Source organism: Hymenobacter artigasi (assembly GCF_012275535.1).
GTDB classification, from domain to species: Bacteria; Bacteroidota; Bacteroidia; order Cytophagales; family Hymenobacteraceae; genus Hymenobacter; species Hymenobacter artigasi.
This window is the reverse complement of the sequence record NZ_JAAVTK010000019.1, coordinates 21,480-46,857: the sequence shown is the minus strand read 5'-3', so window position 1 is coordinate 46,857 and position 25,378 is coordinate 21,480. Positions and strand designations below refer to the sequence as shown.

The following is a 25,378-nucleotide window of genomic DNA, read 5'->3' as shown; positions in this document are numbered from 1 at the left end:
ATATAAACGGAAATTCATCAAGTAGCTAAAATCAACGGTCTTCAGCTTTTTGCCATTCGCCAGTATCAATTGCCATGTTTGTCCTTAATCCGCAAGAACTTCGCCCGTTTGACGTGCTCCTAGTGCGCTTTCCAAATGATTCAACTTCGGCAAGCATTCGAGAGGCCTGTAAGTCTGAATTCAGTCATGCGGCAGTTTATCTTGGCAATCACTCTTTCATAGAAGGCGTCGAGCCGGTGGTGCTACTGTTTTCAGCTCAGCGCTACTACTTTCCTACCTTGGATGACGTACGCGTTATTCGGCTAAAAAGCGCTTACCAGTCATCGTTTAATGCCCAGGCGGCGGAAAACACCCTTCGCAGTCTAGCCTACTGCAATTACTCCAAACCCCTCTTGGGACGGATGCATCGGCAAGGAATTGCCGAGGAGGTCAAACAGCGGTTTTTGAGCGAGCATAAATGGACCGGAGGCGTGGTATGTTCCACGCTGGTCGCACTGCCCTACTATGCGGGCGGAATCGACATCTCCCAGAAAAAGGAGCCGTTCTATGTACACTTTGGGGACATCGAGCAAAATGTTTTTTTCGAGGATGTGACTACGCTCGTTTTCAGCCAAGTGGTGCAACCTGCCGGAGCGTCCGACTATTTCGCTTGCGCCGAAACTGGGTCCATTCAAGAAGCACAGTCCCAAGCCGTTGGACAACTTAACAAGTTGGTGGCGCGCATCCTACAAGAGCTGCGACGTGACAGGAAGCTTTACGACACCATAATGCGGATTGAAAACGAGGACCTGAATTTTACCACTTGGGAAGACATTGTTCCACTTATTATGCGGTGGTTCTTAACCGAAAAAGGGCAGCAAATTGATGAGCAGGTGTACGAAGAGTTGGTAACCAGCGGATTCACTACACTCTGGTTCGAGGAGGTACACAGCCACCGGCGGCTATTTTTCCCGTTTCGCTATTTCATAGAGAGCTTGGCTCAAGGCCCACAGTACTTTGTGCCGGTTGCCCAGTACCAAGCATCCCGCGATGCGCTTGCAATTGAGCTAGAGCGTAATGAGGCAGCTGAAAAGGCTAGCTTTGCGAATTTTTCCCAGGCCCCAGCTAAGACGCTTCACGCCTTGTTGGATATGTACCGCTCCTATAGCGACCTGTTGCGTTCTTCGGTTACACAGTACGATGGTATAATCAATGAAATTTCGCGGCTGCAACAGGCTCTCGGGTCCTGGCCCAGCTTCTAGGCAAGTACTGGTCCTAAGCACTGATGTGAGTGTAACCTGCTTTGATTACCCTACCGGGAAATTCTGCCCTCGCTCTTGCACTACCCCGAATACCACCATTCTCAACTCAATCACATGAATTTCTGGGTTGTATCGCCAAATGTTCGGAGCAACAGTGGGGAAGTAGAAACATGGCTCAAGTGCATTAAGGAGCACCAAGTAGCCTTTATGGGGTGGGGTGAGGACGATAAATTTGGGAAAGTGTTTATTGACCGGGTCAAACCCGGTGACATTATTTTGGTCGCCCAAGGAGCGAACTGGCAAAAGAGGCTATTCCTCTGTGGAGTTGTCAAGTCAACTGCTCTTTATGGTCAGTTACCAGGGGCACCTAGCGAGGCTTATTACAGGCAGTTAACGAATGTTATCGAGGAGCAAGAGCTAAATGCGCTCAATCTAAATTTTGACGGTAGCGCCTACGGAGATGCCAGCCGAATTCCGGCGATTTATATATTCAAGCCAGGCCAAACACCCCGTGATTCTGAAATCACTCAAAAACTTAAAGCCGCTATTTTGAGACAAGCCGAGCAAGAGCAATTGGTCGAAGCGTTGAATTTGCTTCACTACAAGCACCAACTGGTACTATACGGCCCGCCAGGCACTGGCAAAACTCGCCGTGCGATGCAGCTTGCAGAGGAGTTAATTAAGCCTGGCCTACGTCTTGGGCCAAGCCCCAAGGAGCGCATCAAGTCTTTCTTAGATGGCTTTGATGCAACGCAAGATTCGGTGATTCAAGCGCGTGCCGAGCGGAAGCGGACACGCGAGGAGTTTCTACGCCGCTTCCCTGCAGATACGTTGTCATCGCTTCAACTTAGTGACTATTGCATTGGGAGTGGTGACCGTGACAACTTCTGCTGGTGGCTGGAGCGGGGATTAGCATCGCTGGGGAAGTTTAGCCCTGCGAACTCCTCTACCTATAGAATATACTGGTCAAAAGGAAGTGGTGAGTACGAGGTCGATAGCGAGTGGTTTCCTGACATTCTTGCTGCTGAGGCTATGAGCAAGTTGGCTGATGCCTTGGGCCAAGCCGTCTTGAATAAGGCAGAGAGCAAGCAATCAGGGCTGTTGCGGGAAAGCATGTGGCTGAAAATAATGAATGCCTACTATCCCGACGACTACTTTCCCATAAACTCGAAAGCGGCCTTGGACAATGTACTGAGACTATTTGGTGAAGTCCCAGGTGCCGATTCCAGTTGGGAAAAGAATCAACGTGTTTACGACCTGTTCAAAAGCTTTGGCTCCGCAGCTGATGCAAATGATTTGACTGATTTTCTGTTCGCGAATTTTGATGTTCGCAACGGAAGAGACCTTTCCAGCAATAATACGATTGAAAGCCCAAGAGGTGAACAACACCTCGTGCAATTCCATCCCGCATACTCGTATGAGGATTTTGTGCGGGGCATATTAGCTAAACCCACTCTGGCGGGTGGAGTGAGCTATGAGGTTGAGAATAAAATATTAGCGGATTTAGCGGAAAGAGCTTTGGAGGAACCAAACCGCAATTTCGTGCTCATAATTGATGAGCTGAACCGCGCGAATTTGCCCGCCGTGTTCGGCGAGCTCATCTATGCACTTGAGTACCGAGGCAAGCCTGTTCAGACTTTGTATGAATTAGACGGAAGCCGCCAGCTTGTTCTACCTCCTAATCTATTCCTGATAGGCACAATGAATACAGCTGACCGTTCCGTAGCACATATAGACTATGCGTTGCGCCGGCGCTTCGCCTTCCTTCCCCTACTGCCCGATGAATCAGTCATTGCTGACCCTGAAGGGAAGCGTTTGTTCCGGGAAGTTGCCTTGTTGTTTACCCGAGCCTACTTAGCCCCCGATTTCCAAGCCGATGAGGTTCAGCCTGGGCATAGCTACTTCTTAGCCAACAGCCAACAATTACTGTCTTTAAAGTTAAAGGCTGAATTACAGCCGTTACTACATGAGTATGTAAAGGACGGAGTACTTGCAGAGGACGCACGTATCATTATCGATGGGCTGCATGTCGCCTGATTATTCCCTTACCTTCTTGCGTGAACACGGCAGTGTAACGATTGAAGGACTATCTCCGATTAAGCCGATATTATTCAAAGGAGAACCTCAGCGATTTTGCTTTGGCATAAGTTCAAACTCGGTCGGGCATGTAATCGAGGCGGGATACTTCATTGGTTGTGACTGGCTAGAATCAGGCCAGCGCGCGGTTCATATTGCTCCCAAGCTGCTTGGCCAAGACCAACCACTTGATTATATGAAGATGCTGACCGAAAGCCTACTGGCAAACGAGACAGCAGATTATACTCATGATTTATATGAAATAAAATTTGATGAAAAGCCAGTCTGGCTCACCCGGCAGGAAGACTTATTGACCCCGCTGTTGATTGTTGAGTTTCTGCAGCGATTAAAGAAGCTGGTTCGCAAAGGCCTCCGCTACTCTTACTATGCCGTGGAGCGCAACCTGTTTGCACGCAGTAAAGGCAAAATTTTGGTTGGAGCTACAGTTGCTCGCAACCACATGAAGAATAAACAGATTAACACTTGGTGTCGATATGAAGAGTTTGGTCCTGATTCACCCGAAAACCGGTTGCTGAAGCAAGCGTTACAGGCTGCAAAACGATATCTCCTCAGAGTTCCAACACATGAATCCACTTGGCGCGACAGTGCTGGTGCCGTTATTCAATTTTGCACGCCAGCTTTTACCGGGGTAGCGGACAAGTCGATTGAGATAGCATCACTTGCAGGATTTGGGCATAATCCTTTCTTTCAGGAGTATGGTCCTGCCCTACGCTTAGCGCAGCTTTTATTGAAAAGATTCGGGTATTCGGTTACCGAAGCTTCGGCGCTGGCAAGTCATCGGGAACCAGTGCCACCCTTCTGGATTGACATGAGTAAGCTCTTTGAGCTCTATGTATTAGGGAAGTTGCAGCGCGCCTATCCCGGAAAAATCAAGTATGAAAAGAGGCAAGCCGGGGGAAATTATGGTCTTCCCGACTATCTGCTAGTAGATAATCAAGGCCAGCACTGGATTATTGACGCAAAGTACCGGCCGCATTACCAGGGCGCTGGAGCCACTCTGGTACTAAGTCACATCATTGACAATATTCGTCAAATAAGTGGCTATGCTCGCGATAAAGGAGTGCTACAAAAGCTTGGCTATTCAACTCAAGAAATTGAGCAGGCCCTGCCTAATTGCCTTGTTATATACCCTGAACAAAAGGGTCTTGTGCAAATTAATGGCGCTAACCTAATGGTAGACCCAATCACTGCATTTAACAAGTTCTTCAAGATGGGTGTCTGCCTACCAGAAAGCAGTCAAAGTGCCGACTAAATCAGCGAGCCAAGTTTATAGCCCCAGCTTCTGGGCCGCATTATGCTGACGCACGTTGTCTAACCGGGTATAGCGGCGAATCATCTCGCTCGTCTTGTGCTTAGTCTGATTCATCACCTCGCTATCATCCGCCCCATTGAGCTTGGCCACCGTCACAAACGAGGCCCGCAGGGAGTGCGCCGTAAACTTAGCTCCCAGGTGCCGCTGCACGATTTTGTTGAGGTGCACATCGGTCAGCCGGCGGTCGGTGAGTCGGCCACCTTTGCGAAACGAGACCAGAATGGGTCCCGACGTGCGTTCCAACAGTCGTAGCCAGGCCTGCAGGCTGCGAATGGGGCACAAGGCGGGGTCCGGCGAATAGAAAATGGCCTTTTCTTCAGCTTCCCCCAGCTGGTTAGTTTTGCTGCGCTTTAGGTTGATTGTCAGGCCATCCTCTGAAAACGTCAAGTCGTCCAGGTCCAGCGCCGACAGCTCGGAGCGCCGAAATGCCCCGGTAAAGCCTAGCAGCAAGATGACCTTATTGCGCAGCCCTGCTGGTGTGGTGGCGTCGATATGCTTGATGGTGCGCTTGAAGCTGGCCAAGGAAAACGCTGGGGCCTGCTTTTGCCGGATGCCTTTTAACCGGCTGATGCCTTCCATCAGCACCTTGAATTTTTTGTCGTCCGTGGGCGAGGCCAGGTCGCGCAACGCGTGCGCCTTGCTGATGGCCGCGCAGCTGCGCTGAATGGTCGACACCTTTTTACCGGCTTCTGCCAGGTGAGTCACAAAGCCGGCGAGCGTATCGACCGAAGCCGGCAGCGCGACCTGTCCATGTTCGGTGCACCATTCGGTGAAGCGCCGCCAGTCACCGGCGTACGCGCGGGCCGTGTTGGGGGCGCCTTGCAGACCGGCCTCGACGTACCGAGTCGTGTGCTCAGTCAGGTGCGCCAGGCCCGCGGAGGTGGGCGACGGGGGAACGACGGGGACAGAGCTCACGGTATTCTATACTATAAGGAGTGAAAACCCGAAAAATGGGCACTTCTCAAAAGTAGTGAATAAGGTATGATAACTAAGACTTATCATACCTTATTCTGAGTTGAGGGTAACTTTTCTGTCGTGTTGGTTTTAGACATAGAACCTGTTTAGGAAGTAGTCAGGCGTCAGGCAGAATAGAAAAGACTCCCACAAAAGCGGGAAATTTGAGGTGCGACCCATCTCCTTTCCCTCCCTCATGGAAGTCCTGACCAAAGATATCATTACCCGCTGGATACTGCCGCACCTGCCGGCCCGTTCCGGTGGCCGCCGTTGCGCCGTCGCGCCGGAAGAGGTCGTTGGTGCCATCTTCTACAAGCTTAAAACCGGCTGCCAGTGGCGCTGGCTACCCGTTCAGGCTTTGTTTACCGGGCCGCCCTTGAGCTGGCAGGGGGTATACTATCATTTTCAGGCGTGGGGCAAGCAGGGCGCGTGGAAGCAGTTGTGGGTCATGTGCTTGCGCCTGCACCGGCGTGCCCTCGACTTGTCCAGCGTCCAACTCGATGGCAGCCACACGCCGGCCAAGAACGGCGGGGCGGCCATCGGCTACCAGGGCCGCAAAGCCGCCCGCACCACCAACGCCCTGTTCCTGGCCGACAACCAGGGCCTGCCGCTGGCCGTGGCCACGCCCCAGGCCGGCAACCAACACGACACCTTTGACCTGGAGCGGGTCTTTGACGAGTTGTGCGAACTGCTTGAGACGGCTGACCTACGGCTGGAAGGACTGTTTCTCAATGCCGACAAAGCCTTTGACGTGAGCAGCTTGCGGCAAGCCTGCGCGCTGCGTGCCATCGAGGCCAATATCCCGCGCAACCGGCGCTCAGCCGACTGGCAGACCGACGACGATACCCCACTCGACCCCGAACTTTACCGCCGTCGCCTCGTCATTGAGCGCCTCAACGCGTGGCTCGACGGGTTTAAGACCCTGCTCGTGCGCTACGAAACCAGCGTGCAAAATTGGCTGGCTTTCCACTGGCTAGCCTTTACCGTGCTCCTATTGCGTAAGATTGCCCCGACGCCCACTTCCTAAACAGCTTCATAATAAGGAAGAGTTATGATACCTAAACTTTTAAAAACTATTTGTATGGGGGCCATAATCACCGCTTCCATTCAACTACCCGCTCATCTGTACCTACACGCCCTAAGTTGCGGCCCATAAAGTGTTCTTGCACGAAGGCTTGCCCATGGCGACGCTGGTCTATCTTGCATCGCTAGCGTATGCTTACTTGAAGTTTTACGCTGAGCCGGCTCGATACTGTCTGAGAAAGAAAGAGTTATTTTCTCACTATAACCTGTAGAATATCCATGCAAGTACCTGCCTTCAATACCAAATATGCATGCATCGTCGACAGAAAGAAATCACACCTTGCTGCCATAATATCTTCATACCTTCAAGAAAACAACACTTTTTTAAGTGTTTTCGAATTTTCCTCATCTACAGCAGAGAAGCCAGAAGGCCCTATCGATATAGTAGATGAACATGCACTATCAAGAACAAGGAGTGAAGAAATAAGCATTAAGATTGATAATGCTATTAGGAAAATTGGTAAAATAGAGTACTTAATAATAGCTGGGTTAGACGTAAACCAGAGAAGTTATCTGACTTTTTTAGGAGAGTATAATATTATAGAAATTGATTCAATAGAAGATGTAGATGCAATGCTGGGAGGCCTAGCATTTGGCAAAGCTGAATATTTGCGGGTGAGACCTAGTGAATTTTTGAAAGGTCTGTTTTTAGCGGGAAAAAGTGGATTAAAGCTGAAGATTGATACAACAGCTCCTGCTCTACGATATGAGGCTAAATTCGATAATGGCCTTATTGTAATAGAAAATTTTGGCATTGCATCGGCAGTGACAGCAGTGAATTACGCGCTTTCAACAAACTCCGATATCGAGATAATCAGTGAATTGCCTGCGAGCCAAATTTTAAATATAGAATTGCTGATTAAAGAATGGCAGGATGGGAATAATTCAAGCTACACTGAATTGAATGCGTTGTTGTTTAATCAGTTAGATGGTATTGACTTTTCTAAATATGACTTTGTTACCTTCTTTACAGAGGGGGCTCCCTATTCATTGGTTATCAAGAATCAATTGCCTGTTACTTATGTCCATTTGAATAGATACCCAGCCCTATTTATTGTAAATAATATATTTTTTGAAAAAATCAAACCTATTGGTTCAGCAATTGTGTTTTCTCCTCTATTTTTTACCGATGAGGAAACAGAGTTTGTGATTAATGTATTTAAGCAGGAAAATTATTGGGTTAAAGAACTTATTGGGAATGAAGCTTCTTCTTATAATATTGATATGTCAATAAAAGAGTACCCTTTTGATATACTTCACATATGTAGTCATGGTGGCGAAGTTAAGGGCTACAGTAATGTTACAGATTTCATTGATAGAGATGGCAACAAGCATGTCGTAGAGTATGATGATGTAATTAGCTTTTATCCCAATCCCAACCGCAATAATGACTTAATTAAAGTTGAGACTAAACATATATGGAGAAAGTTTGATGGGCTTAAATGGAAAAGCGAGGAATTGAAAAGACTCAATTATCCACATTATGTATTTGTTGATATGACAAAGGCGATAAACGAGCATGATGACGAAAATGGGAAATATAAAGGTGTACCCAAAGCAGTTGTGGCAGATTCTTGCGCTATACAATGCAACGCTTTTGTCTATCAAGCAATATTTGAAATGATTGCGGGCTTTCATGCTGCTCCAATCATATTTAATAATACCTGTTGGTCATGGTCTGGGATTGTTGATTCATTCTTGACTGCTGGCACAAGAGGTTACATTGGAACGCTTTGGGAGGTAAATAATGAAGTGGCAAAGCTGTCAGCAGAAGAATTTTATAAAAACGTGTTTAAAGATACTGTAGCTAATAGCCTGCATAAGGCTATTGAGAAGACTAAAGGAACTCCAAGTGAAGATATTTATGTATACTGGGGTCTCCACTTTTCGACATTAAAAAAGAGTTGTTCTATAGAAAATAGTAGACTGAACATTGCTGAATTTTTGATGAAAGGCTTCTACAGGTGGCGTAGAAACGGGCTTGGAATGCCAGATGGTTTTGTAAAAAGTAGCTCAATTGAGCTTTCAGAGTGGAATCTTAATGAATTGCGCAGGTATTTTATTAAAGAATCAATTGAAATAATGGAAAAGAGGAAAAAAAATCAACAATAGCTGGCCTGCATATAGGAGTTCTTATTCCAAAAGAGCGGTTTTACACGCTAAGCCATTAACCAATTGATTCATTGGTTAATGAAACAGAAAATTCGAAGCCTATCATCAAGGAAATCCTTTTCAATAAAACTTACATATCCCCCCCCCCCGAATTGCTTGGAATCGCCCTTTTTAAGCTGTTTACACGCTAAGCCCTTTTTGATAAAGGGCTTAGCGTGTAAACAGCCCTTTAGAAAGAAGAACCCCGAATAATCTTCATTGTCTCATATTTTTAAAAAATTATCAATATATTTTGATGATAAATCGTTGGCTTATTTATTATTCGCTACTTGTTGATTGATAAGTTGTTAAGTATATATCAGCTACGCTTAGCGTTAGTTTTTTGAGACTTAATATGGAAAAAACTATTACAAAGTCTGTGCCCCCTCTTTCGGACTCATTCCATAATTTAATGCCTGTCCATTTTCCTTCAGTATTGATTGCCTCGATATGCTGATGCGCTATTCCATTTCTTAATTTGCCTAGAAACCAGCCTAAATTATAATCGCTTTTTTTTGCATCAGTTGAAAGTGCATTTTTATCTAAAATTTGCCAACTTACGTTATCGTTTTCAACACTTATACGCTTAGTAATCGAATTGATACTAATAAACCTTAATGTCTCAGGGATATCATTTAGCAGGGAGGTAGATAAGTTTTTATCTCGTAATTTCTTACCATTTCTGTTATCGAACTCATTAGCAGCCACAAGAAGCCCCAAGAGACAATTCACAAGGAAAGTCACTTCGTAATCGTCAGCAAAAACGCGACTCTCTTTGAGAAGATATTGGGTGCGTTTTACAATATCTATGGGATAGTTGATTGACTCGCTCATCCCTTCTGTTTTTCTCTGATATCATCCTGCAATTCCTTTAGCCACCCCTCCATTAATGCGCCTGGGGTATCATCTGGATGAAGCCCAAACTCATCAGCTTCAAGTATTTTTTGCTCATCAATTTGACGCAGTGCCATATCAATGTAAAAAATAATGGCATAAGGCTCTCTAAATTTTTCATATCCCATGTCATATATTAACTTCTTATATCTAGATTTTACTTCGTCAACTGGGCAATTCATATTTTTGGATATTCTCATTAAGCTTTTAGCTTTATCCAATCCGGATTTATCAGGGTTAAGTTGAATACCTAGAGTTTTTTTGTTTGCAATATCTACGGGCTTTGCAACAGGCTTTGTGTTTTCAACAAGTTCTTCATTTCCAGAAAGAATCGTATCCCACAGGAATTTCCCTAGAAGCAAAAGAGCAATAAGACCTATTATCGACAAAAACCCCATGGCGTGATTAGTTAAAAATGTCCCACCAAAGTAGTAAATAATCAGTGCGCAGCTGCTTTCGCTCGCACAGCCAGAACTTCTTATCACAGCGGGATGGTAAAATGTTGTAAACGAGGAAAAGGATGTGTCATGGAGCCGAAAGCTCAATGTCCAAACTGGTCTTCTCGGTCGGTGCGGCGACGTTGCTCTTCCGCCTCCCTTTTGAAATCATCGTGGAGACTACGAAGGATGCGAGCACTGACGGGGAATTGCGTCTGGATTTTTTGTGCCCAACTGGCATAATTTGCCGCAATTTTTTCTTCGCGCTGTCCACCATCAACGGTATGCGTGCGGCCGTGGATATTGTAGCGGCCCATTTGGATATGCCGCGCAATTGTTTCGTTATGAGCCTCGTTTTCTAATAATTGGCATACCCCAAGCGGTGGCCAACTTTTATCGGGATTGGCAGGTGCATGGCTGAGGAGCAGTCCCAGCTGGATATCGAAGCCTTTGGTAACCCGACTTTCGGCCGCCAGACGGCGGGCCACCTCCACCCAACTACTTAGATACTCGCCATCGAGTGAACCATCCGACTGGACGCCGGGCACTGATTCCCAATGGTTGAGCACACTCCAGGCATGACTGCCAAAGGCCTGTTTGGCTTGGCGTTCTTCATCGGATAAAGGCTCGGTATCCGTTGCGCCAGCATCATCGGGCTTGTAGAGTGCGGCGAGCAACTCGACAAAAAAAGCGGGGTTACGCTGCAGTTCCTCATTTAGCAACTGCGGATTCTTCAGCGGAATCACGGAGCTGAATGAAAACGCTAACCGGACTGCTCGGCTGCGTTCCTCGTCGGGAGCATGAGGAAGCTCATTGAGCAAGGTTTCCAACTCATAGCGCCGCACCAGTAATTTGCCAGCAGCGCGTTGGGCTGAGAATAATGCCTCTAGGGTTGTCAGTACCAAGGCAGCTGGTAATCGTCCTTTGCTGCGATTTTGAAGCCGGGCCAGCACATGAACGGCTTCCGCCGGACGGTGATGGTCTAAAAAATGCCTTACTGCTTCGGGAGCTTCGGCATCTTGCTCAACGTAATGCCAGGCACGCTGCCAGTACTCGTGGTTCACTTGTTGGCCCAACTCCTGTGCTAGTTCCCAGGTAGTGGAGGTCATCGGCATCGCAGCTAACCAGATGGCCGTTTGCATGGGCTGCCAGGCAGCGTGCTGCTCCCGAGCAACGGCGGCCGCCTTTGCGTCGCCGAGTTGACGAGTGAACGTAGACGCAAGGCCTTGGGCAAAATTGGCTTCCCGTTCCGCCGCGGCCCCGGCGTATTGCTGGTAGAGACGCAATTTTTCAGGGGTGCTGAATTGGGCAGTATGTCCACATATACGCCCCAGCCAGAAGACATTAGGCACCAGAGGTAGCAACTGCGCGATGGCGCTCTGGCCTACTACAGTAAGTAATTCGCTCAATACATGTTCCTGATGATGAGCGATAATACGTTCCGTTTCGGCGCTACTATCATGTTCCATGCCTTCCGGCAATTGTGGCCATTCGTCAAATAACCAAGCATGGCGTACGGGCAAGGAAGCGGGCTGCAGCTGCTGATACAACGTAACTATGGGAGCCAACTGCACTTCACTCCAAGCCCAATCCACGTCGGGAAAAGACCGGTGGCGGTTTAGGAACTCGCGCAACTCCTTGAGAAGTGCTAGGCGGTCGTCCTCTGGGATGGGCAAGAACGCGAGCTGCTGCAGCTGCGCCAGTATCTGGTCACGAAGCCTCTGGTCGCTCAGGCGGTTTAATAATTCGGGCAACTCGTCTATAAGTTGACTCCACCGCTGAGGGTCTGTTCCTACCCCTTTTAAGACGCGTTCCGTGAGGCCGCTGATGAATTGGAAATATTCCTCCCAGGTAGTTCCCCGGTCTGGATTTACTTCCCAGTCCCGCCAATGAAAAGTTGGGACGTGACTGCCAGACGAATAGTCGTGCGCGCTCGGTAATAGGAGCTTCAGCAACTGCCAACTGACTTCTGGCTCCGCTTGAACAATGCGGTCGAGTACGATGAAACGGTCGGCAACCGAAGCATTGGTTTGGGGGTGCCAAGGCAGGAAAATGGTGCGTAGAGAATTGATTGGGCGATTCATCAAGCGCCCACCGGGGTCCAGCCGCGCCAAGATAGCCAGCGCGAGACAAGCGTCAGCAAAGTACTGGGGGGGCCAAGCCAACGCTTCTAACGCCCAGAGTAAGCCTGTATGGTGGGCAGTGGCCTGAAAAAGGTCCGGCTCTTCCTCAAATAATTTCAGTAGGGCCGGCTCCGCGTTACGTAAACCCTGCAGGATGGTGGTCAGAAAGACTTCAGGAGCCGCTTCGGCTAAAGCGGGCAAGTGGTAATCAAGCGAAGTGAGTAGGTAGCCGGCCGAGTTTTTCAGCGCGTACTCCAACAGTTGGCGCACTTGGTTTCCAACCCAAGCGGGTACGTACTGGGCCAAAGTAACTGGCGGAATGTGGGTACTTAAAAGTGCCAGCGAGGTTGTGAAGCCTTGACGTAAAGTAATGGAGTAATCATCCTGTACGCCCCGCAGCTGGGCAAAGCTCCGCTCGGCGGGGGGTAAATTGAAGCGTGCTAAAGGTGACCCTAAAACGTCGTGAAGTGCTTCACTGAATTTCGTGAGCAGCTCGGGCGTAAGGAATGGTGCGGTTTGTTCCCAAACATCGGCGGGGTCGAGAACGAACCACTCCCCGCTGAGATGGCGCACCGGGGCCGCCGGCTGCTGCGCCCACACCTGTAACCGCTGTTCCACCGCCGAATACTCCTGGCCCGTCAGGTGCTCCACAATTAGCTGGTCTCCGGGGGAAGCGGCTTGCCAACGGTTGAGCAGCAGCAGTGGGAGCAGTTGTTGAGCGGTTGCGGCCTCCTGCCACCACAGGCGCTGCAAGGATTTATCGGTTAGAAGGGCGCGGTGAAACGCCGTGAAACTACGCCGAGCCAAACTTGCTTTTTGTGCTGCATCAAGGCGAGAAAAATTCATGCGTTCCAGCGCCGGCTGAAGCACATCGCGGTTAAGGGGCAGAATAACGACATCGCTGCCGGTCGATTCATTAGCGGCCCTGGGCAGTAGTGCCCGATGTCCTTGCTGGTTAGCGGCGGCCTGAAGTTGATTGAAGCGCTCAGACTCAAAATCGGGGATTAACAGTAATTTATGCTTTACCTGAAGCAGCTGTTGCCACATAGGTTCATTGGTAACCACGACTGCCTGTGCGAGGCAAGCGACTCGTGATTCTTCGGGTAGCGCCAAGATGCAACTGGCAATAAAAGCGCGCGCCTCCTCGGCGGTGCTGGCCAACACAGAGCGCGTGGGCAAGGTGGCATCTCCAGTAGCATCTCTACTGGTCAACCAGTTAGCAAGGCTCGTTTGGGCCGCAGAACGGCCAGCGAGCAGCCACTCCTTTTGCATCGGCGGGCTTGTTTGGGCAGCCCAGGCCTCCCACCAGAATTCCAGGTCCTGTACGCCATCAGGTTGCTTATGTAGCAGGCGGGATAGCCACACGTGAGTCGCAGGGGCCGCCGTAAGCCACGTAATCAAGTCGTCGGCATCATAGGCCCGGACGTCGTGCCAATGCCCTTCGGCAAGCTTGGTAGCCACCCATTTTTTTCGCGCCCCCCAGCGGCGGGGAGTGCAAAAAATGAACGTCGCGCTGCTTGGGATTAAACCCAATGGGTCAGCAGTACGTGTGGTGTAATCACCGTCAGCTTTGCCTTTCTGGGCCTTATTCGTTCCTAACTCCCAGCCAGCAGGTCCAACTGGCACAAAGGGAGTGGCGTGGTCAGCCGTGGTAAGGCCGTCCCAACCCTCCCCCTGCACCCCTTCGGCCGAGGGAAAGCTAAGACTGGTGAGCGCTGGCGTAGTATCCCGGATGAGGCGGCGCATCAGTTCGGGGAAAACCGATTGGCTTTCGAGTAAACCGGCCCATTGGTCGAGGTCAGTAGCCGTGGCCAGAAGAGTGTGGAGCATAAGTCAGAATGGTGTAATTCCTTAAACTTAACGATTCAAAAACGGCCATTTCAAGGATTGCGAATCGGGGTTTGTAAACAACTGGGAAGTCATCAACGCATTAAAGGCAGCTATCTCAGTGGGCATCCCTAATTGCTCCAGCTTTGCCTGTAATATCTCCGGCATGATAGCCGGAAGCACATCAGCACTTGCTTCAGTGCCGGTCAGCCCCTGAGAGCAAGCAAGAATTACCTGGTGCCCACGGCGGGTTGCGCTGGCGCAGAGCCGGTCTTGTTTAGTCGATTCGAAATCAAAAATCAATACCAGCTTTTTTTCTTCCCAGACCAATTGTTCCCATACGTCTTCCCGGGATACGATTACAATGCGCCCTAACAGCGGAAGGCGTTCATCTTCTGACAACGCCATAATGCAGGCAGCGATAAATGCGCGAGCTTCCTCGGCAGAGCAGCCAAAGACAGGAAATGCCTCCTCCTTGCTTGAGAGCCATTTTAGTAGCTTGTCGCGGTGTTCGCTTCTCCCGACTAACAGCCAATCTGATTGGATATCCAGGCTACTGGTATAGGTCCAGTCGAGCCACCAATTTTCAATGTCGTTGGTACCACTAACTGGGCTTCCCAACTGCCTAGAGAACCAGAGATGAATGCCCGAATGCTGAGTGAGCCATGTGTGGATGTCTGTGGCATCAAAGACCTTAATGGCATTCCACTCACTCTTTACAGTCTGTGAACTAGCCCACTCCTTACCGCCCGGCCACTCCCGCCCAACCACGAATACCAAGGTTGTCTGGGAACGGTTTAATGAATCTACCGGGACTAATTCTTCTGCCTCTTGCGGCATCGCGGGCTGGCTAGCCGATTGGGCTGCTAAAGAGACAGAATCGTTTTTTTCAGAAGTCGCCAAATCCGCATTCTTCTTAGGCCGCCCACGCCTAGTAAGGAGGCTTGCCGGTGCATTGCGCTTCTCAAAGTCGCTTTTGACTTTACTGGCAGCGTCCTGATTGGTTCCTAATTCCCAGCGAGAGGCACCGGCGGGCACGTAGGTTGAACCCTTTGCTTGGTCGATAGACCCGTCCCAGCCGCTGATAGCGATGCTCTCGTAAGCGCGGAATTGAATATCGCGAACGGAGTGGTCAGATATTAAGATTAGGCGCCGGATAAGGTCTGGAAACAGGCCGCGCTCAACAAGCCGATAATGCCGCTCGGTTAAATCAGAGGCCGTTACCAGATGGGGGGAGTGGAGCATTGAATAGACTCAATTTAATTCGCCCATGGAAAAGTTTGCATTAGTTCTGCCTTGGTGCAGTAATTGGGGGCCCCTCAGAAAACAGAATAAATAGCACGTTAATGGATTTTGGCCCTCTTATAGCAGCGAGGGGGTAAAATTACTGTAAGCAGTTTCGAGTCAGGGTCAGAAATCCGTAACTTATTGACGCTTTATTATTTGCAGCCTACTTGGTCTGTTGGTCAAGCAAACAGGGTTCAGAAAGGCAGTCCAAAAAGAAACAGCCAGTTGATTTATTGAACCCAGCTTTTTGAGCCATGTAAAAATGACATCTGTTTAAAAGTCAACCGGATGTAATATAGCATTTCCCCTTAGAGTAATTTTGCCCCCTTGCTGCTATAAGAAGGCCACTTCGGCCACTTTGGTCGCAGCAAGCCTAGGACGTCCCGGTTTCTTGGCACTGCGCGCTTGGCCCGCTTTAATGCGCTCGGAGAAACGCGCCTGTTCCTGCTTAGCAATAGCCGCCAAGATGGCAATAATGGCCTCCTTAAAGAGCCCGGTGCTGTCGAGGTACTGCTCGGTGAAGGACTTGAACGACACGCCGGCCACGTCCAGGCGCTGGAGATGGTTCAGCGTCTCCCTCACCCCTTCCCGGCTGAAACGGTCCAAGCTCCAGAACAGCACCACGTCGAAGCGCCGCTGGTGGGTATCGGCAAAGAGCTGCTGGAACGCGGGTCGCTCGGCCGTACTGCCGCTTTCCCGGTCGCAGTACTCCTGATAGATGGGGTAGCCCAGTCGCTCGGCGAAGGCCCACAGTTCCAGGAGCTGGTTGTCGTTGGTCTGGCCCTTGTCACGGGTCGAGACGCGGGCATAGATGGCGGCGGTGGTCATGGAGCAGGGAATAGCGGAGTGAACTTAACAAACGCGCCGTTCGCGGCAAGGTGCCCGGCCCCACGCGGTGATGCGCTAGGGCCACCGGCACTCCCTTCGCTCAAGGTACGCGACCCGTTCACCAGCTTCAGCGTGGCGGGGGCAAGCCGGTCCCTAGCGGAAGTAAAACCAATTGGGCGCGTAACCCACCAAAATCACAGAATTGGCAATTTGCAAATTTACTGTTTCTCGAAGGGTCTCGCACCGTTTTAGAAAGCCCTTCAAAACATGCGTTTTAAAGGGCTTTCTTGTAGGGGTTTTACGAACGTCGGTTTTTCCTTCAGACGTCAGGGATTCGTGATAGGCATACCACCCCTTTCGCTTTGCGCCCCAACGTCAGCACAACTTTTAATAGAAATACCTTTGCCTCATACTCTTTACCCCCCCGCTGATGTCTATATCCGTTACACTACGCTACTGGCTTATCAATGGGCTCTCCCTGCTGGCCCCGACAGCCGTGCTGGCCCAGGCGCAGGCCCCCACCCTACTAGATGACTTCAACCGCCCCGATAGCCCCACCGTGGGTGCGGGCTGGGTGGAAACCGAAACCACGGCCGGCACCGGGGCGGCCATCGCCAGCAACCAGCTCAAAATCAGCAGCGGGGTGCTGGGCAAGGATTTTGTGGCCCGCGACATCTCGACCCGCTACAGCCCGGTGCTGCGCCAGAATGCCGACCAGTTGACCTGGCTCTTCAATATGCAGCAGTCGCGGCCCAACCCCTCGGGCATCGGGCCCAATAACTACGGGGCGGCCTTCGTGCTGGCCGGCAGCTCCGCGGACCTGACCACGGGCAACGGCTATGCCGTGGTGTACGGCAATGCCGGCCAGCCCGACAGCCTGCGCCTGGTGCGCTACACCGGCGGGCTGGTGGGGCCCACGAACCTGCGTACGCTGGTGGCGGTGAGCGTGCCGGTGGCAACGGGCGCGACGAGTGGGCCCGCAGCCACGGTGCGGGTGCTCTTTGCCCCGGACGAGGACAACTGGACGCTGGAAGTAAGCGCCAACACGGCCAGCTTCGACGACCCCACCACGGCCAGCTACACGCGCATCGGCATTCGCAAGGACTCGGCCTTCACCACCGTGGCCCTGCCTTGGGTGGGCTGCTTCTGGAACCACGCCACCACGGCCACCGAGCAGGCCGTATTCGACAACATTTACGTGACGGCTCCCTGCACCCTGGGGCCGGAGCCCACGCAGGGCTCCGCCACGCCGACTGCCACAGGCGTGAGCACAACGGGGGCGACGCTGAGCTGGACGGCGGGCAACGGCACGGGGCGGCTGGTGGTGGTGCGGCCGGCCAGCGCGGCGGCCACGGCCCCCACCGATGGCAGCGTTTATAATGGCAACGCGGCGTTCGGCAGCGGCTCGGCCGTGGGCGCGGTCGGCTTCGCCGTCTATGCCGGGACCGGTACCACCGTGGCGGTCACGAACCTGCTGCCCAACACGGCCTACACCTACCAGGTATACGAGCTGCTGGGCACCGGCTGCACGACCAACTACCTGCAGTCGGCACCCGCGAGTGGCACGTTCACGACCGCCCCCTGCGTGCTGGCGGCGTTTCCCACCCAGGATGCCACGGCGGCCACGGCCGTCGCGGCGGGGCGCACCAGCGCCACCTTCGGCTGGACGCCGGGCAACGGGGCCAATCACCTGGTGGTGGTCCGCCCCAATGGCACGACGCTCGCGCTGCCCACCAGCGGCACGGGCTACGCGGCCAGTGCCGCCTATGGCGGGGGCAGCCGGCTGGGCAGTGGCTTCGTGGTCTTTGCCGGGGCCGGGACCAACAGCGTCACGGTCACCAACCTGGTGCCCGGCACGAGCTACCGGGTGGAAATATTCACCTACAACGGCACGGGCTGCTCAGCGGCGTATACTACTTCCTTCTTTGCCAATACTTCCTACACCGTGCCGGTGCCACCAGTGGGTACGCTGCTGCCCTTTCGGGGCAACCTGCACGCGCACAGCAGCTACTCGGACGGCAACCAGGATGGCGCGGCCGTGACACCCCTGCAAGACTTTCAGTACGCGGCGGCCTCGCTGCACACCGATTTTCTGGGCATCTCGGACCATAACCACAGCCAGGCGGGCATGAGCCTGCCCAACTACGCCCGGGGCCTGACCCAGGCCGACCAGGCCACCACGGCCAGCTTCGTGGCGCTGTACGGCATGGAGTGGGGCGTCATCTCGGGCGGGGGCCACGCGGTGGTGTATGGCGTGAACCAGCTGCTGGGCTGGGAGCCGGGCAACTACGATGTTTTCGTGGCCAAGAACGACTACCAAGGCCTGTTCCGGGAAATCAACCGGCGGCCGGGGGCCTTTGCGACGCTGGCCCACCCGAACCGGACGGACTACACCAACCTGGCCGGCACCGCGTTCAGCCCCCGCGCCGACTCGGCCATCGTGGGCACGGTGCTGCGCTCGGGTCCGGCCACCTCGACCAACATGAGCTACAGCAACCCCTCTCGGGGCAGCTACACGCCCTACTTCCAGACCCTGCTCGCCAAGGGCTATCACGTTGGCGTCTCGCTGGACCACGACAACCACAACACGACCTTTCTGCGCACGACCCAGGCCCGGCTGGTGGTGCTGGCCCCGGCCCTGACCAAGGCCGACCTACTGGACGCGCTGCGCCAACGACATTTCTACGCCTCCGACGACTGGAACGCGGAAGTCACCTTCACGCTCAATAACCAGCCCATGGGGTCCATTTTCGCCGACCAAGTGCCAGCCTCCATGAGCGTGTGCATCAGTGATGCCGACAACGAGCCGGTGAGCTCGGTGCGGGTGCTGCGCGGGGTCCCCGGCAGCGGGCTGGCCCCGGTCGTGGTGGCCACGGCCGCCGCTGGCGCGACGGCGCTGAGCTACGTGGACCCGCAGGCGGTGAACACCACGGCTTATTATTACGCCGTGATTGCCCAGGCCGACGGGGACAGCATCGTGACTTCGCCCATCTGGTACACCCGGCGCATCATCACGGGCACGACGCCGGCCACGGAGCAAATCGCGTTGACGGTGTTTCCGAACCCCACGGCGGGCCCGGCGACCCTCTCCTATTATTTGGCGACGGCCGGGGCCGTGCAGGCCGAAGTGGTTGATGCGGTGGGGCGGCAGGTGGTGGGCCTGGTGGATGAGGAGCGGCAGGGGGCCGGGCCGCACACGCTGGCGGTGCCGGCCCTGGTGCCGGGGCTCTACACGGTGCGGCTCAGCTTTCCGGGCGGCACGGCGTACCGCAAGCTGGTCGTGGAGTAAAGCCTCATTGCCCGCGTCAACGGCTGGCGAAGTAACTTACTGCCCCTGGTGAATAAAGAGCCCCGGTCCGGAAGGTATCAGCCTTGCTGACCGGGGCTTTTTGCGGACCCTGCATCTCAGTAGCACCACTTGCACGGGTCCATGCGCTGCTGCGCGGCCGCCAGGCGCAAGGGCTGCACCGTGGCCCCGCACCGGGCCAAGCCACGGCAGCCGGGCGAAGCGTGGTACTTGACCGTGTTGCCGCTGGCGCAGTAGTACACCGTCGGTCCCGTCGCGTATTTGGTCTTGACCTTTGCTTTGGCGGCCGCCGAATGGGTAACGGTTTTGCGGGTCGTACGCGAATGAATCGTTTGGGCCGGCGCGGGGAAGAACAGGGCGAGGAAGACGGCCTGGAGTAGCAGGTGTTTCATAGAGGAGCAAGCTACGCAGAAGTCGGCGGGGTGATGGGACAGTAATTTGCCCGTTCCTTACGCTCTTTGGTTGCTGTCGTGCTGGAATTCCTGCTCTTCTGCTTGCTGCTGCTGCTCATCGCCCTGGTCGTCATCGGTACCTGGCTGGTGCCGTACGTGCTCCTGCCCGGGGTAGTGCTGCGCCAGTTCTTCCGCAGTGAGCGGGTTCCCCAGGGCCTGAAAGAGGTCGTTGGCTGGACCCTGAGCGTACTCACGCTCCTGCTCCTCGGGGGGTATGGCTGGAGTCAGCACCTCCAGCAGAAAGCGCGGAGCTTAACCCGGCAACAGGCAGCTCAGGTAGCCCACATGCCCCCCATCCGACTCACGGTGCAGCAGCCCGGCCTGCTCCCCTACCCACTGGGTCGGGGTCGCATTGAAGCGTATCGGCAGGGTCCGACGCCCTTGCTGGTCGTTTCGGGTGACCTGCCCGACGGTCAGCGCCTGCGCGCCCGTTTTACGGCTACCCGCGGGGTGGGCACTTCCTTCGAAACCGATACGGTAGCCGTCAGCACCGACGAGGGTACGCCCACGCAGGCCGTGGGCCACAGCATTTATACACCCGCCACGCAAACGGTGCAGGGGGAATTTCGGTGTGTGCTCTCGTCGAGCAAGCGGCTCCTGATTTCGTTTCCGGCCACTCCGGTGGCCGTGCCGTGAGAGCGGAATGAGTTCATCGAGGGGCTTGTTCCGGGCAGTCGGCGCTCTTCGGTTAGAAAGGAAGCTGCCCAATGGCCAGCAACTCCTCCTCGTAATAGCAGTCCCAGTGGGGCTCGCCCAGCCAGTACACATCGACCCTTTCTTTCTGCCCCGGTGGCCCCAGCTGCAGTTGCCCCCGCCACTGAATTTCGATAAAGGTGGAAGAGGCAGGCAGCTGGACTATGTCGCCCACGCGAAACAGGTAGCTGTGGCCAAACATGACTACTCGACTTCCGGCACCCACGTCGGGAGCTTCACGAACATGGCATAATCAGCAAGGCGGTCATCCTCGCTGCCAGTTTCAAAAGGAAAGCAATACTGCACCTCGTTGCTTTCGGTGTCGTAAGTCAACTCGACGAAAAATCCCCCGGGCATCTGGTACAGGAGCACGGCTTCATAGACCTCCTGCCAACGCGTGGCCACGTAGGCACCCACGGCATAAACGTGTGCCAGTTGGCTGTCTTCCGTCAGCAGAGTGAACTCAGGGAAAGTCATGGGTACCAAGATAGCCTTCAGTGAAGCTCCGCGCAGCGTATGGGCTCTTAGGTAGTATGCCTTAAAGGGCACTAACAAATAAGGCTGGGGTGAGTGCAAATTGCCCCAACGATATAGCCCCCTAGGCGTGGCGCAGAATTTAATGTTGGTTTATATCAAATAGTCTAGCTACACAACGGCACGAATAAACCTGGCAATCTCAAGATTCATTGCTTCAGCTGCGAATTCGCGTAGGGTCAAATAAAACAACTAGTCTTGGAAGCGTTATAGTAAAATTGGCTGGATGTCAGCCATAACTAAGAAGTACCCATTCCTAATAGTCGTACTACAGAAAGGGCCAAATACGGAGTTTAGACAAAGCGGCTTGTTTCTACTACCTGAATTAGTTACTCGGGTATCTGCATGCCAAGGCGACGCCCCTCATCAAAAACCAATGTTCGGATAAGCCCAGTTACGCTCAATCGCCGAGCTTTTGCCACACTTTCGATGAATGATTTGTCACCAGCATCAAGGGCAAGATTGAGTTGAGGCTTGCGTGGCTTGTCTGATTTCTCTGCTTTCATACCTCAAAGATAGAATTTAGATTACATCAAGAGGAAATCTAGACAAAATCTTCAGCGAACTACGCAATCTAGATTTTATCTAGTATATTTGTAGTGTCCAAATTGGACGGCTCACCTTGTAGTAAGCGAAAGAGGCCACCCCTAGCAAGAGATGGCCTCCGATATAGCACCTGTTTCGACCAGGCACTACGGTTGGGTTCTTACAAACCTTACCCCAAAATTACATGAAAACGCATGTAACCGGGCAACCTATACTTGGCGAACTCCGCCACGCCCTCTCCGCCGTATTTTTCGGCAACCCGCTCTTCTCGCCCCAGGAGCAATTACTGGCCAACCACTACATCCACGAGTGCGAGGATGCCCGGCAACTCACCGGCTGGTTGCGGAACATGAGCGCCGCGGTTGCTCACCGGCTCTGCACTGGCCATTGTTCCACCCATTCAGTGGCCGGCCATGTGGTATAGCAAACAGCTGCGGAAAGTCCGCCGAGCCCGCAAGGTGGCCCGAACCCAGCAACACGAATTGCTCACGCTCGAACTGGAAGGCATCGTAGCCATCACCCTGCACTCCACCACCCGGACGCTGACCGTGCCCATCGAGCGGGGCGCAGGGGTGCAGGTCATCGACCTGCTCGGCCAGGGCCTGCGCGAGCACCGTCAGGTGCTGAAAACCGAAGCCCGGCAACTGCGCCAGGACTGGCAGGAAAGCGAGACGTTGCGGGGTCGAATCCCGTCGCGGCCCGACCAGTCCATACCCGGCGAACCCACCGCATCCTAGCCCCCGGCGCATCCCTCGGCTGCCCGCCCTGCCAGGGATGCGAACACGCCCCCCTCTTCTGATGATACGATAAGCTTCGCGATTCACGCGTCAATGACCTTGTTATGCCCTATTATCTCCCTTTTCATGCCCCGCCAACTGGCCAGTGCCTCCCCTATCACCGGGCCACGGCGGCGCAACGGACGCTGGCCGGCAACTACCTGCACCAGCGGCTCGGAACCCACTTTCCCACCCTGCGCGCCGTTACCTGGACCCGTGCCCTGGCCGACTACCAACCCGACCTGTGGCTCCGGGGCACCGTCGTGGCCCTGGCTGAAACGGACCTGACCCAACTCGCCCAGCACCTGGCGACGAGCCCGGAGCTGCCCGTGCTGGACCCGCCGCTCTACGGGCTACCGGCCCTGCACCTGGCCCAGCACAGCCTGCAGGCCAGCGAACTGGCCGTCTGGGCGCTCGGCGAAGTAGCGGCGGGGGCCACGGCCTGTGGCCCCCGGCTCGAGGCGTTGCTCCGCCGCCTGGTTTACCCCAGCCCCCTCGCCGAGCAAGTGGTCCAGGCCTGGTGCTGGAACCTGGCCAGCGCGCCGCTCCTCGCACCAGGCCTGCCGGGCGCGCCTCCCTGGCCGGACAGTGCCGAAATCGAGCGCCTGCTGAACCACCTCAAATTCCCTGGAAGCCCCGGCGGCCTCGTCCCGGGAACCGGTCCTGGCCCGGCGAAGCAGCTGTTCCCCGGGCCTCTGGTCCGCCGAGTTGCCTGACCGGGGGTGCACCGTTGCGAACCAGCCGTTAGTCCGCACTGGAGCGCGGCGGCACGGGAAACTGCAGCAGTTCGCTGAGCGGGATTTCCAGCCCCTGGGCCAGGGAGGCCAGTACATCGAGCGTCGCCGAGTAGCGGGCCGTCTCGATGCGGTAAATGGTCGGCTTGGACACGTCGCACACGTCGGCCAGCGCCTGCTGGCTCCATCCCCGCGCCTCGCGCAAGCCCCGCAGGTGCTGGCCGAAGGCCTGCAATACCACCTCGTTTTTCACCCCGGCAAGCTGGTCCCAAAATACAGGCACTTTATAGTCACATGTGATTACAAGCAGGGCTTTTTCTGTATCTTGCGTTCCTTCCAAGCCCTTTGCCATCGCCATTCCATGAAATCCACTGCCCCGTCCCGCCTAACACCCGCCGCCTGGTGTCTTCCCTTCGCGCAAGCGACGCCCGAACAGCTCGCCCAAGCCGAGCACGCTGTCCGGGATGCTTTAGGAGGGAAGTTCCCCCCCGTGCGCAGGGGGACGTGGGCCACCGCGTTGGCGGCCCTGCAACCCGACCTGTGGGCGACGGCGGACACCGTCTTCCTGGACGCACCCGACTTGGCCCGCGTCGCCGACTACCTGGACGCCCTGCCGGCCGTCGTCCTCGCCCGGGCGGGGCACGGGCCGCGCCAGCTCTACTACACCCGGCTGCCGATGAACTGCCCGGACGAGGTCCTCCGCGCCCTGGCGGAGCTCGAAGCCGACCCGCGGGCGGGCGGCCACGCGGTGTACGAGTTGGTCGCGGGGGTGGCCCGGCGCTACGCCGAGGCCGAACAGTTCGGGTGGACCAAGTCCCCGGCCCCGCTCGAGGCCGACGGTACGGATTCCGACCAGGCCCGAGCGACCCTTCTTGCGTGGGTGGCGGCGCTGGACCGCGCCCGCGGGGTTGCGGCCGGCAACGACCCCGCTGAGAACCGCCAGAGTCGGTGAGTCCCCCTATTTCCGCACCGCTTCTACTTGCCCATGCCACACTTCTCCCGCCACCCCGCTGCCCTGCTCGCGCTCCTATTGCTCGCACACGGGCTACTACTCCCCGGCTGCGCGCCACCGAACCCGACCGCTGCGGCGGGAGCACCCCCTGCGGCCACGCCCCCCGCGTTTCCGTTCGGCCACCGCGTGGATTCGCTCAACGGCATCGCCGGCCACACCTTCGGTGAAACCCCGAGCACCTTTCCCCACCTGCGCCTGCTACCCCAAATCCATGGCATCCCGGAGGGCCCGACGCGGGCCTACGCGTCCACGGGAACCACGGGCTGGTTCGACCAGCACCGGACGCAGGTAAACTTTCAATTTTATTACTTTCTCGACGGCAAGTTCTATGCCTTCGCGACCCTCGGTGACGCGGCCGTGCTGCGGCCGGAAGCCACTGCTCTCTTCGGCCCCGGTCAGGCGCAGGGGCCCAACCAAATCGTCTGGGAGGGGAGGCAAGCCCGCGCCGTGTACACCGAAGAAGCCGTTGGCGCGGGCCTAGAGGGTCGCCTGGACGTGCTGAGCAAGCCCCTGGAAGCCGCTCTGATGGCCGAGGAACAAGCGCAACGCAAGGCCGAAAATCCCCAGTAGGGCGCTGAAAAACACCCCTTCTCCTCTCCCCTATTCATTTCACTCCGTCCCGATGCAACCCGTCCCCGCTGAGCTTGCGCGCCCTGAGGCCCGCGCCATCCCCTACCGTTGGGCCACGCCCGGCCAGCAGGCGCAGGCCGTGCTCTGGCTCGCGCAGCAGCTCCACCACCACTTCCTCCCCCCGGCCGTGGAGGTTTGGTCCGAAGTCTTTCACCAGTACCAGCCCGACCTGTGGGAGGACCGCGCCGGCATCAGCCTCGACCACGCCGACCTGGTGCGGCTTGCCCAGCGCGTGGCCCGCTCGTTGCTGGCCCCGGACCTCGACCCGCCCATCTACTGCGAAGCCGCACGCTACCTGGCCGAGGGCTATAAGTACTTTGGCCAGGTGGCGGCCAATCTGCGCCCGGTAATAGAAGCCAGCCCCTTGGCCGGCAACAACCAGCTGATGGCGTTAATCGAGCGGCTGGAAGTGGGCAACGCGGTCGCCGAGAGCGTGCTACTGGCCACACGGAGGTAAGCG

General features: G+C 54.8%; 24 protein-coding genes. 13 read left to right on the top strand and 11 right to left on the bottom strand.

Translation table 11 applies throughout. The annotated features are described in order from the left end of the window. The first annotated feature begins 74 nt into the window (after nt 1-74). The 3 genes from HBN54_RS20820 (at nt 75) to HBN54_RS20810 (ending at nt 4,590) form a co-directional block, all read left to right on the top strand. Nucleotides 75-1,241: a hypothetical protein gene (locus HBN54_RS20820; RefSeq protein WP_168675165.1), complete on the top strand. Its 1,167-nt coding sequence runs from the start codon at nt 75-77 to the stop codon at nt 1,239-1,241. A gap of 114 nt (nt 1,242-1,355) precedes the next feature. Then, on the top strand, nt 1,356-3,278 hold the full coding sequence (locus HBN54_RS20815) for an AAA family ATPase (RefSeq protein ID WP_168675164.1): 1,923 nt from the start codon (nt 1,356-1,358) through the stop codon (nt 3,276-3,278). Next, nucleotides 3,268-4,590, top strand: a complete 1,323-nt coding sequence (locus HBN54_RS20810; protein WP_168675163.1) for a 5-methylcytosine restriction system specificity protein McrC — start codon at nt 3,268-3,270, stop codon at nt 4,588-4,590. Before HBN54_RS20815 ends, HBN54_RS20810 begins: the two co-directional genes overlap by 11 nt. 15 nt (nt 4,591-4,605) lie before the next feature. Here HBN54_RS20810 and HBN54_RS20805 read toward each other — a convergent pair whose 3' ends face one another. Continuing rightward, nucleotides 4,606-5,565 (bottom strand): site-specific integrase, encoded by a 960-nt coding sequence (locus tag HBN54_RS20805; protein ID WP_317170260.1) that lies wholly within the window; start codon nt 5,563-5,565, stop codon nt 4,606-4,608. Between the two features lie 235 nt (nt 5,566-5,800). Between HBN54_RS20805 and HBN54_RS20800 the strand changes: the two genes are divergently transcribed. Both HBN54_RS20800 and HBN54_RS20795 read left to right on the top strand, forming a co-directional pair. Continuing rightward, on the top strand, nt 5,801-6,631 hold the full coding sequence (locus HBN54_RS20800) for an IS5 family transposase (protein ID WP_168675162.1): 831 nt from the start codon (nt 5,801-5,803) through the stop codon (nt 6,629-6,631). 275 nt (nt 6,632-6,906) lie between these two features. After that, complete coding sequence (locus tag HBN54_RS20795; RefSeq protein WP_168675161.1) at nt 6,907-8,799, top strand: CHAT domain-containing protein; 1,893 nt, start codon at nt 6,907-6,909, stop codon at nt 8,797-8,799. A gap of 318 nt (nt 8,800-9,117) precedes the next feature. Here the strand turns inward: HBN54_RS20795 and HBN54_RS20790 are convergent, their stop codons facing one another. The 5 genes from HBN54_RS20790 to HBN54_RS20770 form a co-directional block, all read right to left on the bottom strand. Beyond that, entirely contained in the window at nt 9,118-9,672 is a 555-nt protein-coding gene (locus HBN54_RS20790) for a HEPN family nuclease (protein ID WP_168675160.1), read from the bottom strand. Further along, complete coding sequence (locus HBN54_RS20785) at nt 9,669-10,217, bottom strand: hypothetical protein (RefSeq protein ID WP_168675159.1); 549 nt, start codon at nt 10,215-10,217, stop codon at nt 9,669-9,671. Before HBN54_RS20785 ends, HBN54_RS20790 begins: the two co-directional genes overlap by 4 nt. Nucleotides 10,218-10,273: 56 nt before the next feature. Next, nucleotides 10,274-14,122: a hypothetical protein gene (locus HBN54_RS20780; RefSeq protein ID WP_168675158.1), complete on the bottom strand. Its 3,849-nt coding sequence runs from the start codon at nt 14,120-14,122 to the stop codon at nt 10,274-10,276. 27 nt (nt 14,123-14,149) lie between these two features. Further along, on the bottom strand, nt 14,150-15,364 hold the full coding sequence (locus tag HBN54_RS20775; RefSeq protein WP_168675157.1) for a hypothetical protein: 1,215 nt from the start codon (nt 15,362-15,364) through the stop codon (nt 14,150-14,152). A 375-nt stretch (nt 15,365-15,739) separates the two neighbouring features. Continuing rightward, complete coding sequence (locus HBN54_RS20770; RefSeq protein WP_168675156.1) at nt 15,740-16,234, bottom strand: recombinase family protein; 495 nt, start codon at nt 16,232-16,234, stop codon at nt 15,740-15,742. 430 nt (nt 16,235-16,664) lie between these two features. On the opposite strand from HBN54_RS20770, the gene HBN54_RS20765 reads away from it, so the two are divergent. Next, nucleotides 16,665-19,523, top strand: coding sequence for a T9SS type A sorting domain-containing protein (locus tag HBN54_RS20765; RefSeq protein WP_168675155.1), 2,859 nt, complete (start codon nt 16,665-16,667; stop codon nt 19,521-19,523). Between the two features lie 116 nt (nt 19,524-19,639). On the opposite strand, the gene HBN54_RS20760 is transcribed toward HBN54_RS20765, so the two are convergent. Continuing rightward, nucleotides 19,640-19,933, bottom strand: a complete 294-nt coding sequence (locus HBN54_RS20760) for a hypothetical protein (RefSeq protein ID WP_168675154.1) — start codon at nt 19,931-19,933, stop codon at nt 19,640-19,642. Nucleotides 19,934-20,011: 78 nt separating this feature from the next. Between HBN54_RS20760 and HBN54_RS20755 the strand changes: the two genes are divergently transcribed. Next, nucleotides 20,012-20,629, top strand: coding sequence for a hypothetical protein (locus HBN54_RS20755; protein WP_168675153.1), 618 nt, complete (start codon nt 20,012-20,014; stop codon nt 20,627-20,629). 52 nt (nt 20,630-20,681) lie between these two features. Here the strand turns inward: HBN54_RS20755 and HBN54_RS20750 are convergent, their stop codons facing one another. The 3 genes from HBN54_RS20750 to HBN54_RS20740 form a co-directional block, all read right to left on the bottom strand. After that, the gene (locus HBN54_RS20750) at nt 20,682-20,888 is read right to left on the bottom strand and encodes a hypothetical protein (protein WP_168675152.1); all 207 of its coding nucleotides are present in this window, start codon (nt 20,886-20,888) and stop codon (nt 20,682-20,684) included. Between the two features lie 2 nt (nt 20,889-20,890). Beyond that, entirely contained in the window at nt 20,891-21,163 is a 273-nt protein-coding gene (locus HBN54_RS20745; RefSeq protein ID WP_168675151.1) for a hypothetical protein, read from the bottom strand. Between the two features lie 386 nt (nt 21,164-21,549). Further along, nucleotides 21,550-21,726, bottom strand: a complete 177-nt coding sequence (locus HBN54_RS20740) for a hypothetical protein (RefSeq protein ID WP_168675150.1) — start codon at nt 21,724-21,726, stop codon at nt 21,550-21,552. A 224-nt stretch (nt 21,727-21,950) separates the two neighbouring features. Between HBN54_RS20740 and HBN54_RS20735 the strand changes: the two genes are divergently transcribed. The 3 genes from HBN54_RS20735 to HBN54_RS20725 all read left to right on the top strand — a co-directional run bounded on the left by HBN54_RS20735 (nt 21,951) and on the right by HBN54_RS20725 (nt 23,258). After that, nucleotides 21,951-22,190, top strand: coding sequence for a hypothetical protein (locus tag HBN54_RS20735; RefSeq protein WP_168675149.1), 240 nt, complete (start codon nt 21,951-21,953; stop codon nt 22,188-22,190). Beyond that, complete coding sequence (locus HBN54_RS20730; protein WP_168675148.1) at nt 22,180-22,503, top strand: hypothetical protein; 324 nt, start codon at nt 22,180-22,182, stop codon at nt 22,501-22,503. Before HBN54_RS20735 ends, HBN54_RS20730 begins: the two co-directional genes overlap by 11 nt. 104 nt (nt 22,504-22,607) lie before the next feature. Further along, the gene (locus HBN54_RS20725) at nt 22,608-23,258 is read left to right on the top strand and encodes a hypothetical protein (protein WP_168675147.1); all 651 of its coding nucleotides are present in this window, start codon (nt 22,608-22,610) and stop codon (nt 23,256-23,258) included. A gap of 28 nt (nt 23,259-23,286) precedes the next feature. Here HBN54_RS20725 and HBN54_RS20720 read toward each other — a convergent pair whose 3' ends face one another. Continuing rightward, complete coding sequence (locus HBN54_RS20720) at nt 23,287-23,559, bottom strand: helix-turn-helix domain-containing protein (protein WP_168675146.1); 273 nt, start codon at nt 23,557-23,559, stop codon at nt 23,287-23,289. 78 nt (nt 23,560-23,637) lie between these two features. Here HBN54_RS20720 and HBN54_RS20715 point away from each other — a divergent pair, with 78 nt between their 5' ends. Genes HBN54_RS20715 through HBN54_RS20705 form a run of 3 tightly spaced genes read left to right on the top strand, consistent with a single transcriptional unit; the run spans nt 23,638 to nt 25,375 of the window. Then, a complete protein-coding gene (locus HBN54_RS20715; RefSeq protein ID WP_168675145.1) occupies nt 23,638-24,228 on the top strand; it encodes a hypothetical protein in 591 nt (196 codons plus the stop codon). Nucleotides 24,229-24,261: 33 nt separating this feature from the next. Next, on the top strand, nt 24,262-24,858 hold the full coding sequence (locus HBN54_RS20710) for a hypothetical protein (RefSeq protein ID WP_168675144.1): 597 nt from the start codon (nt 24,262-24,264) through the stop codon (nt 24,856-24,858). Nucleotides 24,859-24,910: 52 nt separating this feature from the next. Next, entirely contained in the window at nt 24,911-25,375 is a 465-nt protein-coding gene (locus HBN54_RS20705; RefSeq protein ID WP_168675143.1) for a hypothetical protein, read from the top strand. Nucleotides 25,376-25,378 lie beyond the last annotated feature (3 nt).

What these genes read in the sequence shown, in the direction of transcription:
- HBN54_RS20750 (WP_168675152.1), bottom strand. Translation starts at nt 20,888, where the DNA reads ATGTTTGGCCACAGCTACCTGTTTCGCGTGGGCGACATAGTCCAGCTG.
- HBN54_RS20765 (WP_168675155.1), top strand. Translation starts at nt 16,665, where the DNA reads ATGTCTATATCCGTTACACTACGCTACTGGCTTATCAATGGGCTCTCC.
- HBN54_RS20735 (WP_168675149.1), top strand. Translation starts at nt 21,951, where the DNA reads ATGAAAACGCATGTAACCGGGCAACCTATACTTGGCGAACTCCGCCAC.
- HBN54_RS20710 (WP_168675144.1), top strand. Translation starts at nt 24,262, where the DNA reads ATGCCACACTTCTCCCGCCACCCCGCTGCCCTGCTCGCGCTCCTATTG.
- HBN54_RS20745 (WP_168675151.1), bottom strand. Translation starts at nt 21,163, where the DNA reads ATGACTTTCCCTGAGTTCACTCTGCTGACGGAAGACAGCCAACTGGCA.
- HBN54_RS20770 (WP_168675156.1), bottom strand. Translation starts at nt 16,234, where the DNA reads ATGACCACCGCCGCCATCTATGCCCGCGTCTCGACCCGTGACAAGGGC.
- HBN54_RS20810 (WP_168675163.1), top strand. Translation starts at nt 3,268, where the DNA reads ATGTCGCCTGATTATTCCCTTACCTTCTTGCGTGAACACGGCAGTGTA.
- HBN54_RS20790 (WP_168675160.1), bottom strand. Translation starts at nt 9,672, where the DNA reads ATGAGCGAGTCAATCAACTATCCCATAGATATTGTAAAACGCACCCAA.
- HBN54_RS20705 (WP_168675143.1), top strand. Translation starts at nt 24,911, where the DNA reads ATGCAACCCGTCCCCGCTGAGCTTGCGCGCCCTGAGGCCCGCGCCATC.
- HBN54_RS20800 (WP_168675162.1), top strand. Translation starts at nt 5,801, where the DNA reads ATGGAAGTCCTGACCAAAGATATCATTACCCGCTGGATACTGCCGCAC.
- HBN54_RS20740 (WP_168675150.1), bottom strand. Translation starts at nt 21,726, where the DNA reads ATGAAAGCAGAGAAATCAGACAAGCCACGCAAGCCTCAACTCAATCTT.
- HBN54_RS20775 (WP_168675157.1), bottom strand. Translation starts at nt 15,364, where the DNA reads ATGCTCCACTCCCCCCATCTGGTAACGGCCTCTGATTTAACCGAGCGG.
- HBN54_RS20820 (WP_168675165.1), top strand. Translation starts at nt 75, where the DNA reads ATGTTTGTCCTTAATCCGCAAGAACTTCGCCCGTTTGACGTGCTCCTA.
- HBN54_RS20795 (WP_168675161.1), top strand. Translation starts at nt 6,907, where the DNA reads ATGCAAGTACCTGCCTTCAATACCAAATATGCATGCATCGTCGACAGA.
- HBN54_RS20815 (WP_168675164.1), top strand. Translation starts at nt 1,356, where the DNA reads ATGAATTTCTGGGTTGTATCGCCAAATGTTCGGAGCAACAGTGGGGAA.
- HBN54_RS20725 (WP_168675147.1), top strand. Translation starts at nt 22,608, where the DNA reads ATGCCCTATTATCTCCCTTTTCATGCCCCGCCAACTGGCCAGTGCCTC.
- HBN54_RS20730 (WP_168675148.1), top strand. Translation starts at nt 22,180, where the DNA reads ATGTGGTATAGCAAACAGCTGCGGAAAGTCCGCCGAGCCCGCAAGGTG.
- HBN54_RS20715 (WP_168675145.1), top strand. Translation starts at nt 23,638, where the DNA reads ATGAAATCCACTGCCCCGTCCCGCCTAACACCCGCCGCCTGGTGTCTT.
- HBN54_RS20760 (WP_168675154.1), bottom strand. Translation starts at nt 19,933, where the DNA reads ATGAAACACCTGCTACTCCAGGCCGTCTTCCTCGCCCTGTTCTTCCCC.
- HBN54_RS20780 (WP_168675158.1), bottom strand. Translation starts at nt 14,122, where the DNA reads ATGCTCCACACTCTTCTGGCCACGGCTACTGACCTCGACCAATGGGCC.